Source organism: Herbaspirillum sp. RTI4 (genome assembly GCF_034313965.1).
GTDB lineage: Bacteria > Pseudomonadota > Gammaproteobacteria > Burkholderiales > Burkholderiaceae_D > Herbaspirillum.
This window is the reverse complement of the sequence record NZ_JAVIWQ010000002.1, coordinates 3,365,889-3,380,435: the sequence shown is the minus strand read 5'-3', so window position 1 is coordinate 3,380,435 and position 14,547 is coordinate 3,365,889. Positions and strand designations below refer to the sequence as shown.

11 protein-coding genes are annotated in these 14,547 nt (G+C 57.7%); 8 read left to right on the top strand and 3 right to left on the bottom strand.

All coding sequences use genetic code 11. From position 1 onward, the window contains the following. Positions 1 to 208: 208 nt before the first annotated feature. The gene (gene egtD / locus RGU70_RS15055) at positions 209 to 1,222 is read left to right on the top strand and encodes an L-histidine N(alpha)-methyltransferase (RefSeq protein WP_416186570.1); all 1,014 of its coding nucleotides are present in this window, start codon (positions 209 to 211) and stop codon (positions 1,220 to 1,222) included. Positions 1,223 to 1,282: 60 nt separating this feature from the next. After that, positions 1,283 to 2,500 carry an ergothioneine biosynthesis protein EgtB gene (gene egtB / locus RGU70_RS15050; protein WP_322210204.1) on the top strand — a complete coding sequence of 406 codons (1,218 nt, stop codon included), beginning with the start codon at positions 1,283 to 1,285 and terminating at the stop codon, positions 2,498 to 2,500. A 116-nt stretch (positions 2,501 to 2,616) separates the two neighbouring features. Here the strand turns inward: egtB and leuA are convergent, their stop codons facing one another. Next, entirely contained in the window at positions 2,617 to 4,308 is a 1,692-nt protein-coding gene (gene leuA / locus RGU70_RS15045) for a 2-isopropylmalate synthase (protein ID WP_322210203.1), read from the bottom strand. A 659-nt stretch (positions 4,309 to 4,967) separates the two neighbouring features. On the opposite strand from leuA, the gene RGU70_RS15040 reads away from it, so the two are divergent. The 5 genes from RGU70_RS15040 (at position 4,968) to RGU70_RS15020 (ending at position 9,688) form a co-directional block, all read left to right on the top strand. After that, positions 4,968 to 5,594, top strand: a complete 627-nt coding sequence (locus tag RGU70_RS15040; RefSeq protein ID WP_322210202.1) for a paraquat-inducible protein A — start codon at positions 4,968 to 4,970, stop codon at positions 5,592 to 5,594. Further along, the gene (locus RGU70_RS15035; protein WP_322210201.1) at positions 5,587 to 6,342 is read left to right on the top strand and encodes a paraquat-inducible protein A; all 756 of its coding nucleotides are present in this window, start codon (positions 5,587 to 5,589) and stop codon (positions 6,340 to 6,342) included. The genes RGU70_RS15040 and RGU70_RS15035 overlap by 8 nt, the downstream gene beginning before the upstream one ends. Before the next feature lie 114 nt (positions 6,343 to 6,456). Beyond that, complete coding sequence (locus tag RGU70_RS15030; protein WP_322210200.1) at positions 6,457 to 8,124, top strand: intermembrane transport protein PqiB; 1,668 nt, start codon at positions 6,457 to 6,459, stop codon at positions 8,122 to 8,124. A 2-nt stretch (positions 8,125 to 8,126) separates the two neighbouring features. After that, complete coding sequence (locus RGU70_RS15025) at positions 8,127 to 8,771, top strand: PqiC family protein (protein WP_322210199.1); 645 nt, start codon at positions 8,127 to 8,129, stop codon at positions 8,769 to 8,771. A gap of 362 nt (positions 8,772 to 9,133) precedes the next feature. Continuing rightward, complete coding sequence (locus tag RGU70_RS15020; protein ID WP_322210198.1) at positions 9,134 to 9,688, top strand: serine/threonine-protein kinase; 555 nt, start codon at positions 9,134 to 9,136, stop codon at positions 9,686 to 9,688. A gap of 117 nt (positions 9,689 to 9,805) precedes the next feature. Here RGU70_RS15020 and RGU70_RS15015 read toward each other — a convergent pair whose 3' ends face one another. Beyond that, on the bottom strand, positions 9,806 to 11,242 hold the full coding sequence (locus tag RGU70_RS15015) for a DEAD/DEAH box helicase (RefSeq protein WP_322210197.1): 1,437 nt from the start codon (positions 11,240 to 11,242) through the stop codon (positions 9,806 to 9,808). 452 nt (positions 11,243 to 11,694) lie between these two features. Further along, positions 11,695 to 12,477, bottom strand: coding sequence for an enoyl-ACP reductase FabI (fabI, locus tag RGU70_RS15010; protein WP_322210196.1), 783 nt, complete (start codon positions 12,475 to 12,477; stop codon positions 11,695 to 11,697). 222 nt (positions 12,478 to 12,699) lie between these two features. On the opposite strand from fabI, the gene RGU70_RS15005 reads away from it, so the two are divergent. After that, the gene (locus RGU70_RS15005) at positions 12,700 to 14,547 is read left to right on the top strand and encodes an extracellular solute-binding protein (RefSeq protein ID WP_322210195.1); all 1,848 of its coding nucleotides are present in this window, start codon (positions 12,700 to 12,702) and stop codon (positions 14,545 to 14,547) included.

The following is a 14,547-nucleotide window of genomic DNA, read 5'->3' as shown; positions in this document are numbered from 1 at the left end:
GGGGGAGGTCCTTGGGTTCTGATACAGACCCTAGTCCGATAAAAAAATCACATAAGCTTATACTTGCGACCACGTATTTTATGGATATCTCATTAATCGACTACGCTGCGGTCAATTCGCTAGTGTATTGCATCGCAGCGCAGGATGTTGCATCGCTTGATGCGGTGGAACACCCTCAGGCAGATAACCAGGAGAACTGATGGAGCCAATGACTGAACCCTATGTGGTAGTTCCTCCCGTAGCAGGCAAGATTCTGAATGACCGTTCCGGTAACGATACGTCCTCCCCCAATCCCCACGACGACACCCTGGACGAGCTGCAGCAGGGTCTGCTGGCCCCGACAGCGCAGGTATCGCCCAAGTTTCTCTACGATGCGCTCGGTTCGCGCCTGTTTGAGGCGATTTGCGAACTGCCGGAGTATTACCCTACGCGCACCGAAGCGGCGATTTTCGAACTTCACGGCGAGGACATCGCGGCAGCGACCGGTACCGGCGTCACCTTGATTGATCTGGGCGCCGGCAATTGCGCCAAGGCAGCGCGTCTATTCCCTTCCTTGTTGCCGCGGCAGTATGTGCCGGTTGATATTTCCGTCGATTTTCTGGGCGCGGCGGTCGAGGGCTTGCGTCAGCGTTTCCCACAATTGCCGATTCAGGAAGTGGGGATGGATTTTTCCAGCGTGCTGGCGCTGCCGGATTCGGTGCAGCGCGAACATCGCTTGTTCTTTTACCCCGGCTCCTCGCTGGGCAACTTCGCTCCTGCCGAGGCTTTGCAATTTCTGCGCCGTTTGCGGCAGGCGCTGCCCACCGGCGAGGCGGGCGGTGTATTGCTGGGCGTCGATCTGGTCAAAGCGCCGACGCTGCTCAATGCGGCGTATGACGATGAGCTGGGCGTGACGGCGGCGTTCAATCTGAATCTGCTGCGCCATCTGAACCGCTTGCTGGACGCCGATTTCGCTTTGCGCGACTGGCAGCACCGTGGATTTTTCAATGCCAAATTGCAGCGCGTGGAAATGCATCTGGAAGCCCGGCGCGATGTGCTGGTGCATTGGCGCAACGGCGGCCAGCGCCGCTTTCAGCAGGGTGAGCGCATTCATACCGAAAGCAGCTATAAATTTACGGCCGAAGGCTTTGCCGACTTGCTGGGGCAAGCCGGTTTCGGTGAGATCAGCCAGTGGTTCGATCCGCAGCGGTGGTTCATGGTGTGCCATGCGCGGGCTGTGTAAGCAGCGTCGCTAAAATCTCTGCTCTTGAGCGGATATTCAAGCTTTTTATACGGAGTGGCAATGCAAGTTCACATTACGGATTTACTGGATTGCTCATCGTTGCGGCAACGCTTCGATGCCGTACGGGCAGATTCGCTGAAACTGGCCGCGCCTCTGTCGGCGGAGGATTGCGGCGCGCAATCGATGGCGGATGCCAGCCCGATGAAATGGCATCTGGCGCATACCACCTGGTTTTTCGAAACCTTCATTCTGGAAGCGCATGAGGCGGATTTTCAGCCGTTTCACCCGGCGTTTCGGATGCTGTTCAATTCCTATTACGAAGGCGTGGGCGAGCAATTTACCCGCGCCCAGCGCGGCTTGCTGACGCGCCCGAGTCTCGGCGAGGTGCTGGCGTATCGGGCCGATGTGGATCGCCGTATCGCTGAGTTGATCCGCTCGCAAGCGCAAGCGCAAGCCGACGTCGTCGGGCCATTGCTGGAACTGGGTCTGCATCACGAGCAGCAGCATCAGGAGCTGATGCTGACCGATATCCAGCACTTGTTGTCGATCAATCCCTTGAAACCCGCCTATTTGAGCAGTAGCGCTCCTAAGCCGCTTGCGGCGACGGTTTCGGCAGCGCCCGACTGGCATACTTTCGACGCAGGGGTGCGCACAATCGGCCATCGCGGCACAGGATTTTGTTTCGACAACGAACTGCCTGCGCACAGAGAATTCATCGAAGCTTTTTCGCTCGCACCGCGCTTGGTCAGTAACCGCGAGTATCTGGCCTTTGTCGAAGAGGGCGGCTATCGCAATGTCCGTTATTGGCTGGCAGAAGGCTGGGACTGGGTTGGCCGGCATCAGTGGCAACATCCGCTGTACTGGCGCGAGAGCGCTACCGGTTGGGAAGAATTCGGATTGCATGGCATGCAGCCGCTGGAAATGGAGCAGGCGGTGCGGCATGTGAGTTATTTTGAAGCGGAAGCCTACGCCCGCTGGGCCGATGCGCGCTTGCCGACGGAGGCGGAGTGGGAGCTGGCGGCAGTCGATAGCGGATCGGACGGAGACTTTTTCGGCACTGCCTGGCAATGGACCAGCAGCAGCTATGCGCCGTATCCCGGTTACGCCATTCCCGCCGGGGCGGTGGGCGAATACAACGGCAAATTCATGGTGAACCAGTATGTGCTGCGCGGTTCCTCCAGCGCGACGCCATCGGGCCATGCGCGTCACAGTTATCGCAATTTTTTCCCGGCGACGGTTCGCTGGCAATTGAGTGGAATTCGACTGGCCAGATCCTGATCGGTGTCGGAGTGCAACGATGTGCAGCAGACGTAAAAATTGCCGGCTTTGAAGACCGGCAATTTTTATTTTGTCAGGCAGACCCTAGTCTGCCCGGTGTGCGCTTAAAGAAAAAATCAAGCCGCTGCACGCGCCGCCAGCACTGCCGGATTCAATGCAATCTGACGATTGACGGCACTCAGCACTGCCTTGAACGAGGCCGTGACGATGTTGCTGTCAACGCCCACACCGAAACCGGTCGGGGAGTCGCTCACACGCATTTCGATATAGCTGGCCGCTTGTGCATTGGCCCCTGCTCCCAGCGAATGCTCGTGGAAGTCCATCAGCGTGATGTCCAGTCCCAGTGCATTGACGAAGGCGTCGATAGGGCCGTTGCCGCTGCCGGACAGGCTGACTTTCTTGCCGTCGCGTTCGATGTCGATTTCAATCCGTATCGATTTTTCCTGCGCACTGTCTTCGTTCATGCGGTGGCCGCAATACAGGTAAGGGGCGGAGCGATCCAGATATTCCTGCTTGAAGATGGCGTAGATATCGGACGCAGCGATTTCCTTGCCGGTGGCGTCGGCTTCGCGCTGGACGGCGCGGCTGAATTCGATTTGCAGGCGGCGCGGCAGCGACAGGCCGTATTCCTGTTCCAGCAAATAGGCCATGCCGCCCTTGCCGGACTGGCTGTTGACGCGGATGACGGCATCGTAGCTGCGACCGAGATCGGCCGGGTCGATTGGCAGATAAGGGACTTCCCACAAGGCGTCGGCTTTTTGTTTGGCGAAGCCTTTTTTGATCGCATCCTGATGCGAGCCGGAAAAGGCGGTGAAGACCAGATCGCCGACATATGGATGACGCGGGTGAACCGGAATCTGATTGCATTCTTCGACACATTGGCGCACGACGTCGATATCCGAAAAATCCAGTCCGGGATGGACGCCTTGGGTGTACAGGTTCAGTGCCAGCGTGACCAGATCGACGTTGCCGGTGCGTTCGCCGTTGCCGAACAGGCATCCTTCGACGCGCTGCGCGCCGGCCATCACGGCCAGTTCCGCTGAGGCGACGGCGGTGCCGCGGTCGTTATGCGGATGGACGGAGAGGATCAGGCTGTCGCGCCGGGCCAGATTGCGGTGCATCCATTCGATCTGGTCGGCGTAGATGTTGGGTGTGCTGCCTTCGACGGTGGAGGGCATGTTGATGATCATCTTGCGCTCGGGCGTCGGTTGCCAGACGGCGGTGACGGCGTCGCAGATGTCTTTGGAGAAATCGAGTTCGGTGCTGCTGAACGATTCCGGGGTGTATTCGTAGAACCAGTCGGTTTGCGGCAGGGCATCGGTCAGTTGCTTGACCAGACGGGTGCCGGAGACGGCGATTTCCTTGATCTCTTCGCGGCTCATGTTGAACACGATTTTGCGGAAGGCCGGGGCGACGGAGTTGTAAAGATGGATGATGGCGCGCTTGCTGCCGGTGACTGAATCTACTGTGCGGCGAATCAGTTCTTCGCGCGACTGGGTGAGGACAATGATGGTAACGTCGTCGGGGATGCGATTTTCGTCGACCAGTTTGCGCACGAAATCGAAATCGGTTTGCGAGGCAGAGGGAAAGCCCACTTCAATTTCTTTCAGGCCGACTTTAACCAGCATTTCGAAAAAGCGCAGTTTGCGTTCCGGGCTCATCGGCTCGATCAGCGCCTGATTGCCATCGCGCAGATCGGTGCTCATCCAGATCGGCGGGTGGTTGATGATCTGGTTCGGCCAGGTGCGGTCGGCCAAAGGGATTTGGGGGAAGGCGCGGTATTTGGCTGCCGGGTTGCTTAACATCATGATGGGCCTCTTGGTTACGTTGGTTTTTGTGTTGGTTTTTCGTTGGTGTATGCGTTGTTTTGTGGCTGTCGGGCTGTCTGGCTGCCACTAACGCATGGCCAGGCAACCGATCGGTAGCAGTCGCAGGCGGAGGGATGTGGCGGGAGGCAACATCGTGTGCGTGGTAGCGGTAAGTGGCATGAAATGCATGGCGTACTCGATAGGGTAAGGAATCAGGGAGTGCTGTAGCGGCGATGGCGTTTGTTCGGTATTTGTTGCCAATCGGTGCGACAGCTCAAACGGTAATGCAGGGAAACGGTAATAGGAAACGGGGTAAGACGGGTCAGCGTGCTAGTAGTAGCAGTGCCGATAGTAGTCGCAACGATAGCTCTGCTGGCAGCGTGCCAGCATTGTGCGAGTCGTCGGACCGGAGGAAGAGGGAGGTATTTGCGTTAAGCATCCGGCTAATGTAGAAGATGGGGCGGCGATTTGTCAAGTATTATTGAGCCCGGCCTCACATAAAATTGAGCCAGTGTGCTGCGTTAACACACCGTATTGACGACTGTTTTCCTCTGCGCCCGGGGCAATCGGGGGGTATCGCGTGCTTGATGCTGAGCTTAGGCGTCGAATGGCGGTATATTGTCGGATAGAAAAATTAAGGCAGGGAAAGATTGAAGCAGATGGAGGAACTCCCCGATATATTGGTGTGCGAAGAATGTGATGCGGCTTACCGTCGAATTACGCTGCGTCCGCATGAAGTTTCTCGTTGCCTGCGCTGCAATGCCGAATTGGACCGGCACGTCGGCGACTGGGTGGGGCGGATTTTCCCGCTCACGCTGGCCAGTCTGGTGTTGCTTCTGCTGGCCAATTGCTTTCCCATTATCGAACTGGAGTTGAACGGGCTGCGCAGCCAGACCACGCTGATCGGCGCGGTGATGATGCTGGCGCGCGAGGGGCGACCACTGGTGGCGACGCTGGTATTGGTGACGACCTTGCTTTTTCCTCTGTTGCAAATGTTAATCCTTGCTTATTTGCTGGCACCGTCGTCTCAGCAGCGACGGCCGCCCGGTTTCGCCTGGTTGTTGCGCGTTGTGCAAGACCTGCGCCCGTGGGGCATGATCGAAGTGTTTTTGCTCGGAATTCTGGTAGCGCTGGTGAAACTATTGAAAATTGCAACCGTGATACCGGGCGTGGCTTTGTGGGCATTCGCTGCGCTGACGGTGTTGCTGGCAGCGATCGTTTCGCTCAGCCCCCATTATTTCTGGCGTTGGGTAGAGTTACCCCCAAAGGCGGGGCGCGATGACTGAGTTGTCCTTACCCGCAGTACTGCCCGCTGCATTGCCCGTAACGGCATCTCCTCCCGTGGTCACGGCCGCCAGTCTGGGCGTGATCGCCTGCCATCATTGCGGCACGGTATGGCGATGCACAACTGCTACCCCCGATGCCACCCCCGATATCACCCCCGATATCACTCCAGAGGCCCGTTGCCAACGCTGCAATACCCGCCTGCGTCTGCGCAAGCCGGACAGTCTCAGGCGCACCTGGGCACTGCTGATTGCCGCTTTCATCATGTATATCCCGGCCAATCTGTTGCCGGTGATGGTGACCACTACGCTGCTGAACCAGCAGGTCGATACGATCATGAGCGGCATTATCTATTTTTGGGTGACCGGGGCCTGGAGTCTGGCGGTGATCGTGTTCATTGCCAGTTTGCTGGTGCCTTTGTTCAAACTGACGGTGCTGCTGCTGCTGCTGATTACCGCGCAGAACCGCAGCCGCTGGCGGCGCAGGGAACGCGCCCGGCTATACCGGGCGCTGGAACAGATTGGTCGCTGGTCCATGCTGGATGTGTTCGTGGTGTCGCTGTTGACGGGTCTGGTTCAGCTGGAAGGTTTTGGACGGATTGACGCCGGGGTGGGTCTTGCTGCTTTCGCCTCGGTGGTCGTGTTGACCATGCTGGCCTCGCTCAGCTTCGATCCACGGCTGATTTGGGATGAGGCCGATGCGACTGAAACGGTCGTGCCAGCCGAGTCGATCAGCCATCATGGCGGTTGAATTTGCCGGGAGCAAGGCATTTTTTCGGCCCGTTTAATCCGCATAGCCCTGTAGAAAATAGTGAAATAGTGAGCATCGCCTTTAGTACTGATGAAAAAGAAAGCAAGGAACGCCATGAGTGACAAGCAGGAACCGACCGCCGTCCCCGGGAAACCGCCCGCCGCCGCATTAACGACGACGACGACGCCCGCGCCGCGCCGCGTGCGCCGCAAGCGCTGGCTGCCTTCGCTGGTCTGGCTGATTCCGATTGTCGCCGCAGTGATCGGCCTCACCCTGGTGGCGAAGGTACTCATGGAGCGGGGGCCTTCCATCAGCATCGCGTTCCGTAACGCAGAAGGTCTGGATGCCAGCAAGACCCGGGTCAAGTACAAGAATGTCGATATCGGCACCGTCAATTCGATCCGCCTGAGCAAGGATATGTCGCACGTCCTGGTGCAAGTGCAGTTGACCAAGGAGGCGGCCGGTTTCGCCGCTTCCTCTACGCGTTTCTGGGTGGTGCGGCCGAAAGTGGCAGCATCCGGAATTTCCGGTTTGGGGACCTTGCTTTCCGGCGCTTACATCGCCGCTGATCCCGGTAGCGACGGTGAAAAGACCGATGAATTCACCGGACTGGAAGTGCCTCCCATCATTACCCGTGGCTCGTCCGGCAAGCAGTTCGTGCTGCACGCCAACGATATTGGTTCGCTCGATATCGGTTCGCCGGTGTATTACCGCCGCATCAAGGTCGGGCAGGTCGCCGCTTCTGACCTCGACGCCGACGGCAAGGGCGTGACGTTGCGTATCTTCGTCGATGCGCCTTACGACAAATTTGTCAGTATCAAGACCCGCTTCTGGCATGCCAGTGGCGTCGATCTGGAACTGAACTCGAATGGTTTCAAACTGAGCACGCAGTCGCTGTTGACGGTGATACTGGGCGGGATTGCCTTTCAGTTGCCGGAGGATGGCAGCAATACTGCCGCTGCTGCCGCCACTGAAAATACGGCCTTCATGCTGGAGAAAGACGAGACCACGGCGATGAAGGAGCCGGATGGCGAGTCGGAAACCTTGCTGCTGTATTTCAACCAGTCTCTGCGCGGCTTGTCGCCCGGGGCCAGCGTCGATTTCCGCGGTGTGACGCTGGGCGAGGTCAAGTCGATCGGTATTGATTACGATCGTGAAAAGCGCGAGTTCCGCATGCCGGTTCTGGTGCAGGTGTATCCGCAGCGACTGGGGCGCAATTTCAACGATGCCCAGCACACTTCGCCTTATTCGCAAATGCAGCGTCTGCGCTACATGATAGGCAAGGGGCTGCGCGCGCAACTGCGTAGCGGCAATCTGCTGACCGGACAAGTGTATGTGGCCTTCGATTTCTTCCCGAAAGAGCCGCCGGTGACCATTGACGTCAATGCCGTACCGCTGCAACTGCCAACGATTCCCGGCAGTCTGGATCAGTTGCAGAATCAGCTTGCGGACATCGTGAGCAAATTGAGCAAGGTGCCGTTCGATCAGATCGGGACTGAACTGCGCACCACGCTGGTGGCCATGAACCGCACGCTGGCGAACGCCGAGGAACTGACCAAGCGCCTCAATAACGATGTCGCACCGGAAATCACGGCGGCCATGAAAGATGTGCGCAAGACGCTCAATGCGGCGCAGGGCACGCTGGCCGATGACGGGCCGTTGCAGCAGGATGTGCGACAAACCTTGCAGGAATTAACGCGCTCGGCGGCTTCGCTGCGGGTGCTCACCGACTATCTGGGACGCCATCCCGAATCGCTGATTCGCGGCAGGCAGGAGGACTAAGCATGACTTTCACGCAGACCTATGCAATACAAATGACACGATGCGCTGCCATTGTCTCCATCACGGCGCTGCTGGCTGCCTGCGCTTCGCCGCCGACCCGGTTTTATACACTGGCAACGCCGCTGTCTCCGGCGGCTACGTCGTCGGCAGCGGCCCGGCCGGCGACATTGCTGATCGACGTGTTGCCGGTTGCTGTGCCTGAAAATCTGGCGCGTCCGCAACTGGTGCTGGGACAGCAATCGGGCGGCGGCGCACGTATCGACGTGCTGGAAGCGGATCGTTGGTCGTCGCCATTCAACAATGAATTGCGCGATGCCTTGTCGGCAGGGCTGACTGCCCGTCTGGGGGCCACCGACGTTGCGCGCGGCGGACGCAGCGGGCAGCCTGTCTGGCGTATCGCAGTCAGCCTGCGACAATTGAGCGCGGTCAGGGGCGAGCGGGTGCAGGCGAGTTATAGCTGGACGGTCTCGCATAGCGACGATGGCCGCATAAGCGCTTGCCAGCTGACTGTCAGTGAGGCTGTGCAGGGTGCCGATCTGGATGCGCTGGTGCAGGGCGTGCAGCGCACGGTGGCTCAGGCAACAGGGGCGATTGCCGCGACAGTGGAGGCGCTCGCAGCCGGGAGTAAAACGGCTTGTGGCGGCTGACCATCCGTGATGCTGTCTGAACGCAAATGTGGCTGAATAAAAGGACGGGTCAGATGTATTTTTACCGCTCTTGTGTTTATTGTGGCGGGTTTCTCACAAGGGGCTGATCTCTTGTCTCCCAGCGGAACATGCGCAGGGAAGGGGATCAAGCCCGGTTTCATTCATCGACCCTCATGCCGATAGAACGCACACGATTTTTCCCGCCTGTTTCCCCGCCCCGGCTGTTAAATCGTCTGGCAACGGTCTCGGGAGCGCCTTCCTCGGCATTCGGAAGGCACTTTTCTGGAATAAATCAAATCCCTCATGCCCTTCCTCCCCCCACAGCAGCACGGCGCGGGAGGGATGTGAGCAGGCACGGCAGAGTGGAAAAATCACCACTGGTCTCCTGCCGTCGATCGCTGCAAGACCAATGCGGCGACCGGATAGGGATAGGCGGCAGCGGCGAAGTTTACGAGGATGCGACGGACCCGGCATTCGTGCTGAAAAAATATGCCGCCTATTCAGACGATGATGGCGCGGTATTGCGCGAAGCCAAGGAAGAGTCCCGTTTGTTCAACCGGTATTACGGAGAGCAGTCCTCAGAGGTAATCGAAGAGGACGGCGCCATTTATTTGCGCATGCTGAAAATACCGGGAACGCCGCTCAACCAACTGGAAAGAGGCACGCTTTCCCTCGATCAGATCCGGGCGCTTTATTTCGACATGATTGTGAATTTGAATGAGGTAAAGATTATTCACGGCGATTTGCATGCCGGAAATATTGTGTATGACGAAAGTAGCCATCAATTTTTCCCCATCGACTTTGTGAATGTCTATGACGCCTTTTACAGCGCGAAGCCGGCGGTGAAAGAAAAAATCGATATGCATCTGGCCGCGACCATGAAGGAGTACATCAACGGGACTTTGTTCAATTGGTAAGAGTCCCTTGACGTGAAAAAGCCGGCGACCTGAAAAACAGGTAGCCGGCTTTTTTATCGCTTTCGTTCCCTTGCGGCGCTGACTGCCGCCGCAGAGAGGAACTGAACGAATCAGGACTTAACGGTCGCTGAAAGTACGACGTGCTGCGCCGCCATCTGCGCGTGGAGCATTGCCTTTGTAGCCGCCGCTTTCCTTGCGCGGACCAGCGGAAGGAGCGCCTGGCTTGCTGAAGGTGCGTGGTGCAGCACCGTTACCGGCTGGTTTACCCTTGAAGCCGCCACGAGTGTCACCTGGACGCCAGCCGCCTGGCTTAGCGCCGGCGCGGGAAGGCGAGGATGTCTTTTTGGCTTCGAAACCTTCAACGACTTCGACCGGGATCAACTGTTTAGTGAAGCGCTCGATGCGCTTGACGTTAGCAGCTTCGCCATGGTTGACCAGCGAAACGGCAACGCCGTTGCGACCGGCACGGCCAGTACGGCCGATACGGTGGACGTAGTCTTCCGGGAACTTAGGCAAATCGTAGTTGAACACGTGGGTGATGCCTGGCACGTCGATACCGCGAGCGGCAACGTCGGTAGCAACCAGAACACGAACCTGCGCACGACGCATGCCGTCCAGTGTACGGTTACGTGCGCCCTGATGCATGTCGCCATGCAGCGCGGCAGCAGCAAAGCCAGCCACATTCAAACGGTCGGCGATCGTGTCAGCGTCACGCTTGGTTGCAGTAAACACCACGGCTTGATCCATCGTAGGATCGCGCAGCAGGTGATCGAGCAGACGATTTTTGTGCGACAGGTCATCGACAAAGTGAACGCGCTGCGAAATGTTTTCGTGGCGAGTTGCCGAGCCGGCGATCTGGATCGTCAGGGCATTGTTAGTGATGCGGCGAGCCATGTTGCCGACCACGCCGTCGAGCGTAGCGGAGAACAGCATGGTTTGACGGGTATCAGGCGTAGCGGCAACGATTTTTTCGATGTCGTCGATGAAACCCATGTCCAGCATGCGGTCAGCTTCGTCCAGGACCAGAATTTCCAGTTGCGAAAAGTCGATCTTGCCGGAGTCCATGTGATCAATCAGGCGGCCAGGCGTGGCAACCAGGATTTCAGGATTGCGTGCCAGCAATTGCATTTGCTTTGGATAAGGCATACCGCCCAGGATAGAGACGGCCTTGATGTTGCGCAGGAATGAGCCGTACTTGTCAGTTGCGGTAGTCACTTGCAGGGCCAGTTCGCGAGTAGGCGTCAGGACCAGCATTTTTGGTTGCGCAGCGCGGAAACGTGGGCGTTCGCCACGAGCGCCGGCAGCTTGTTTTTGCTGGTTCGGTGTTTTTCCGGCAGCAGCAGCTGGATCGACGACGATGGAAGCGAATTTATGCAGCGCAGGCAGCATGAAGGCGGCAGTTTTGCCGGAACCGGTCTGCGAGGACACCAGCAGATCGCGGCCTTCGATGGCAGCAGGGATGGCTTGTTCTTGCACTGGAGTTGGCTGGGTGTAGCCGGCTTCGTTCAGTGCCTTGATAACGGATGCGTGGAGGCCTAGTGTTTCAAAAGTCATTTGTTTCTTTCGTAAAGGATCAGCGTTCGGACCATTACAGTGCGAATAAGACGAACGCAAAAAAGCAACGCCAACCACTAACGAAATGACTATGAATACAAGAAATTTCGGCACAAAAGCTTTGCGCCGGGACGGTGTCTGAAATGACACACAAGGCGGGAGGGCTTTTACCACGCCTGTCTAGAGGGACAGGCCAAGGCTTGGAAGCTGCTATTAATTTTATGAGCATCGATACCGTAACAGACGGTATCGATTGCTTTCTTACCGGCCAAAATCGGTATCGATGCGTTATGAGCTATAAATTAGCCGTGAATGAGTCATTAATTATCTACTAACTAACCCATCACCAACGCGAAGAAAGACGCGACTTCGACATGCAATCACTGTTTGTGCGCTGCACTGCAACGCACAAACCGCATAATACAGTAAATCTATGGAATAAGCACCAATATTTATTCTGCGATACCGCCAACAATGCGCGAGAAGCCCCCATCTACATAGGTGATTTCGCCCGTAATACCCCCTGCCAGGTCGGACAACAAAAAGGCAGCGGCATTGCCGACATCGTCGGTAGTGATATTGCGACGCAGCGGAGCATTGGCCGCGACAAAGCCGAGGATTTTGCCGAAGCCCTTGATACCGCTGGCGGCCAGCGTCTTGATCGGGCCGGCAGAAATGCCATTGACGCGCACGCCCTTGGGACCGAGTGATTCCGCCAGATAACGCACGCTGGCTTCCAGCGAGGCCTTGGCCAGACCCATCGTATTGTAGTTAGGCACCACGCGCTCTGCGCCCAGATAGGTCAGCGTCAGCAGCGCCGAATTTTCACGCAACATTGGCAGCGCGGCCTTGGCCATTGCCGGGAAGCTATAAGCCGAAATATCGTGCGCAATCTTGAAACCTTCGCGCGACAGGCCTTCCAGGAAATCGCCGGCAATCGCTTCGCTAGGAGCGAAACCGATGGCGTGTACCAGCCCGTCGAGCTGGCTCCAGCTCTTGCCGAGGTCGGCGAACAGGGCATTAATTTGCTCATCGCTGCCGACGTCGCAATCAAAGATCAGTTCGCTGTCGAATTCAGCGGCGAATTTGGTGATACGGTCCTTGAAGCGTTCGCCTACATAGGTGAACGCCAGTTCTGCGCCTTCGCGTTTGCAGGCCTGCGCAATGCCATAAGCGATCGAACGGTTGGACAATAAGCCGGTGATCAGGATTTTTTTACCTTGCAGAAATGCCATGAATAACTCCGATGATGCCTCCGCTACAAAGCGGCCGAGGTGGTGGTAAGGGCGGTTGCCGCGCTATGCAGCAAGCAGTGATTTGCCAAAGACTGGGGCAGATTGTAAGGGCGTAGCAGGTCGCGGGCAAGATTGGCGTCGCTTTGCTGAGTTTTTACCGTAAGATTGCCCTAGTTCAAATCACTTATTTCTCCCATTTTTTCAACATAAATGACTGTCTGCATGCTGAAACGACTTGCCCTCCGGGTGTCCCCTGCCATTGTGTTCACCGCGCTTTCGATAGTCAGCGGTATTGTCAGCGGCATTGCCAGCAACAACGCCCACGCCGCGCACGCATTCTCGCTCTACGACACGCCCAAATACCCGCCCGGTTTTACGCATTTCGACTATGTCAATCCCGATGCCCCCCAAGGCGGCACGCTGTATCTGGCCAATCCCGACCGCCGTACCAGCTTCGATAAATTCAATCCGTTCTCGCTCAAGGGCGTTGCCGCGGCGGGCGTTGCCGGGCTGATGTTTGAAACGCTGGCGGTCGGTTCTTCGGATGAAATCGCCAGCATGTACGGCCTGCTGGCCGACGACATGCAACTGGCCCCTGATCGCATGGCGATGACTTTTCATCTCAACCCCGCCGCGCGCTTCAATAATGGCGATCCGGTACTGGCGGCCGACGTCAAATACTCCTTTGATACGCTGATGGCTAAGGGCGCGCCGCAAATCAAGTCGGGCTTTGCCGATATTGCGCAATGCGTCGTGCTGGACCGGCTGACGGTGCGTTTCGATTTCAAAAACAAGAACCGCGAACTGCCCTTGATCGCAGGTGGCCTGCCCGTGTTTTCGCGCAAATGGGCTGCTGGCACGCCCTTCGACAAAATCCAGTTAATCCCGCCCATCGTCAGCGGCCCTTACCTGATCGATGAATACGACGCAGGGCGCAGCATCCGTTACCGGCGCAATCCGGCCTACTGGGGCAAGCAACTGCCGGTACGCATAGGGACGTATAACTTTAACCGCATCGCTTACCGCTTTTACAAGGACGACGTGGCGCGGCTGGAAGCCTTCAAGGCAGGGGAGTTCGATGTCTCTGTCGAAATGAGCGCCAAGAACTGGATGCGCGCCTACACCGGTCCCAAATTTACGAGCGGCGACATCGTCAAGCGCGAATTCGCCCACTCCAACGGCGCCGGCATGCAGGGTTTCATCATGAATCTGCGGCGACCTCTGTTCCAGGACCCCCGCGTACGTCAGGCGCTGGCGCTGGCCCTCGATTTTGAATGGATGAACCGGCAACTGTTTTATAACCAGTACCGCCGCATCGATTCTTTTTTCGGCAATAGCGATCTGGCCGCTCGCGGTACGCCACAGGGCGAAGAACGGGCGCTGCTGGAATCTCTGCGCGCTGCCGGCAATCCCCTTGATCCTGCCGTATTCGGCCCGGCATCGATACCGCCGTCCACCGTCGCTCCCGGATCGCTGCGCGCCAACCTGCTGCAAGCCCGCGAATTGCTGCGGCAGGCCGGCTGGGTGTACCGCGACGGTCAATTGCGCAACGCCAAGGGCGAGCCCTTCGCCTTTGAAATCATCGACGATCAGTCGGCCATGTCGCGTGTCATCAGCATCTACGTGCGCAATCTGCAAAAACTCGGCATCCAGGTCAGCCAGCGCACCGCCGACTATGCGCTGATCGCCAAGCGCATGGAAGACTTCGATTACGACATGACCAGCATGCGCTTCGGTGACATCAGCAGTCCCGGCAATGAATTGTTCGACATGTTCGGTTCCAGAGCCGCCGATGAAAACGGTTCCAATAATCTGTGGGGTCTGAAAGACCCGACGGTGGATTTGCTGGTGAAGGCCATCGTAGCAGCCGATTCACGGCGGGAACTGGCCGCCGCCGCGCGCGCGCTCGACCGCGTGCTGCTGCACAAATACCTGGTCGTGCCGCACTGGTATTCCGCCAGTCATCGGGTGGCCTATCGCAACCGTTTCGGCATGCCGGCGAAGCTGCCGCTTTACTATCAGGCCGATGCGTATGTGCTGTCGACCTGGTGGGAAGTGACGCCGAAATGA

What these genes read in the sequence shown, in the direction of transcription:
- RGU70_RS15030 (WP_322210200.1), top strand. Translation starts at nt 6,457, where the DNA reads ATGAGTGACAAGCAGGAACCGACCGCCGTCCCCGGGAAACCGCCCGCC.
- leuA (WP_322210203.1), bottom strand. Translation starts at nt 4,308, where the DNA reads ATGATGTTAAGCAACCCGGCAGCCAAATACCGCGCCTTCCCCCAAATC.
- egtD (WP_416186570.1), top strand. Translation starts at nt 209, where the DNA reads ATGACTGAACCCTATGTGGTAGTTCCTCCCGTAGCAGGCAAGATTCTG.
- RGU70_RS15005 (WP_322210195.1), top strand. Translation starts at nt 12,700, where the DNA reads ATGCTGAAACGACTTGCCCTCCGGGTGTCCCCTGCCATTGTGTTCACC.
- fabI (WP_322210196.1), bottom strand. Translation starts at nt 12,477, where the DNA reads ATGGCATTTCTGCAAGGTAAAAAAATCCTGATCACCGGCTTATTGTCC.
- RGU70_RS15015 (WP_322210197.1), bottom strand. Translation starts at nt 11,242, where the DNA reads ATGACTTTTGAAACACTAGGCCTCCACGCATCCGTTATCAAGGCACTG.
- RGU70_RS15025 (WP_322210199.1), top strand. Translation starts at nt 8,127, where the DNA reads ATGACTTTCACGCAGACCTATGCAATACAAATGACACGATGCGCTGCC.
- RGU70_RS15040 (WP_322210202.1), top strand. Translation starts at nt 4,968, where the DNA reads ATGGAGGAACTCCCCGATATATTGGTGTGCGAAGAATGTGATGCGGCT.
- egtB (WP_322210204.1), top strand. Translation starts at nt 1,283, where the DNA reads ATGCAAGTTCACATTACGGATTTACTGGATTGCTCATCGTTGCGGCAA.
- RGU70_RS15035 (WP_322210201.1), top strand. Translation starts at nt 5,587, where the DNA reads ATGACTGAGTTGTCCTTACCCGCAGTACTGCCCGCTGCATTGCCCGTA.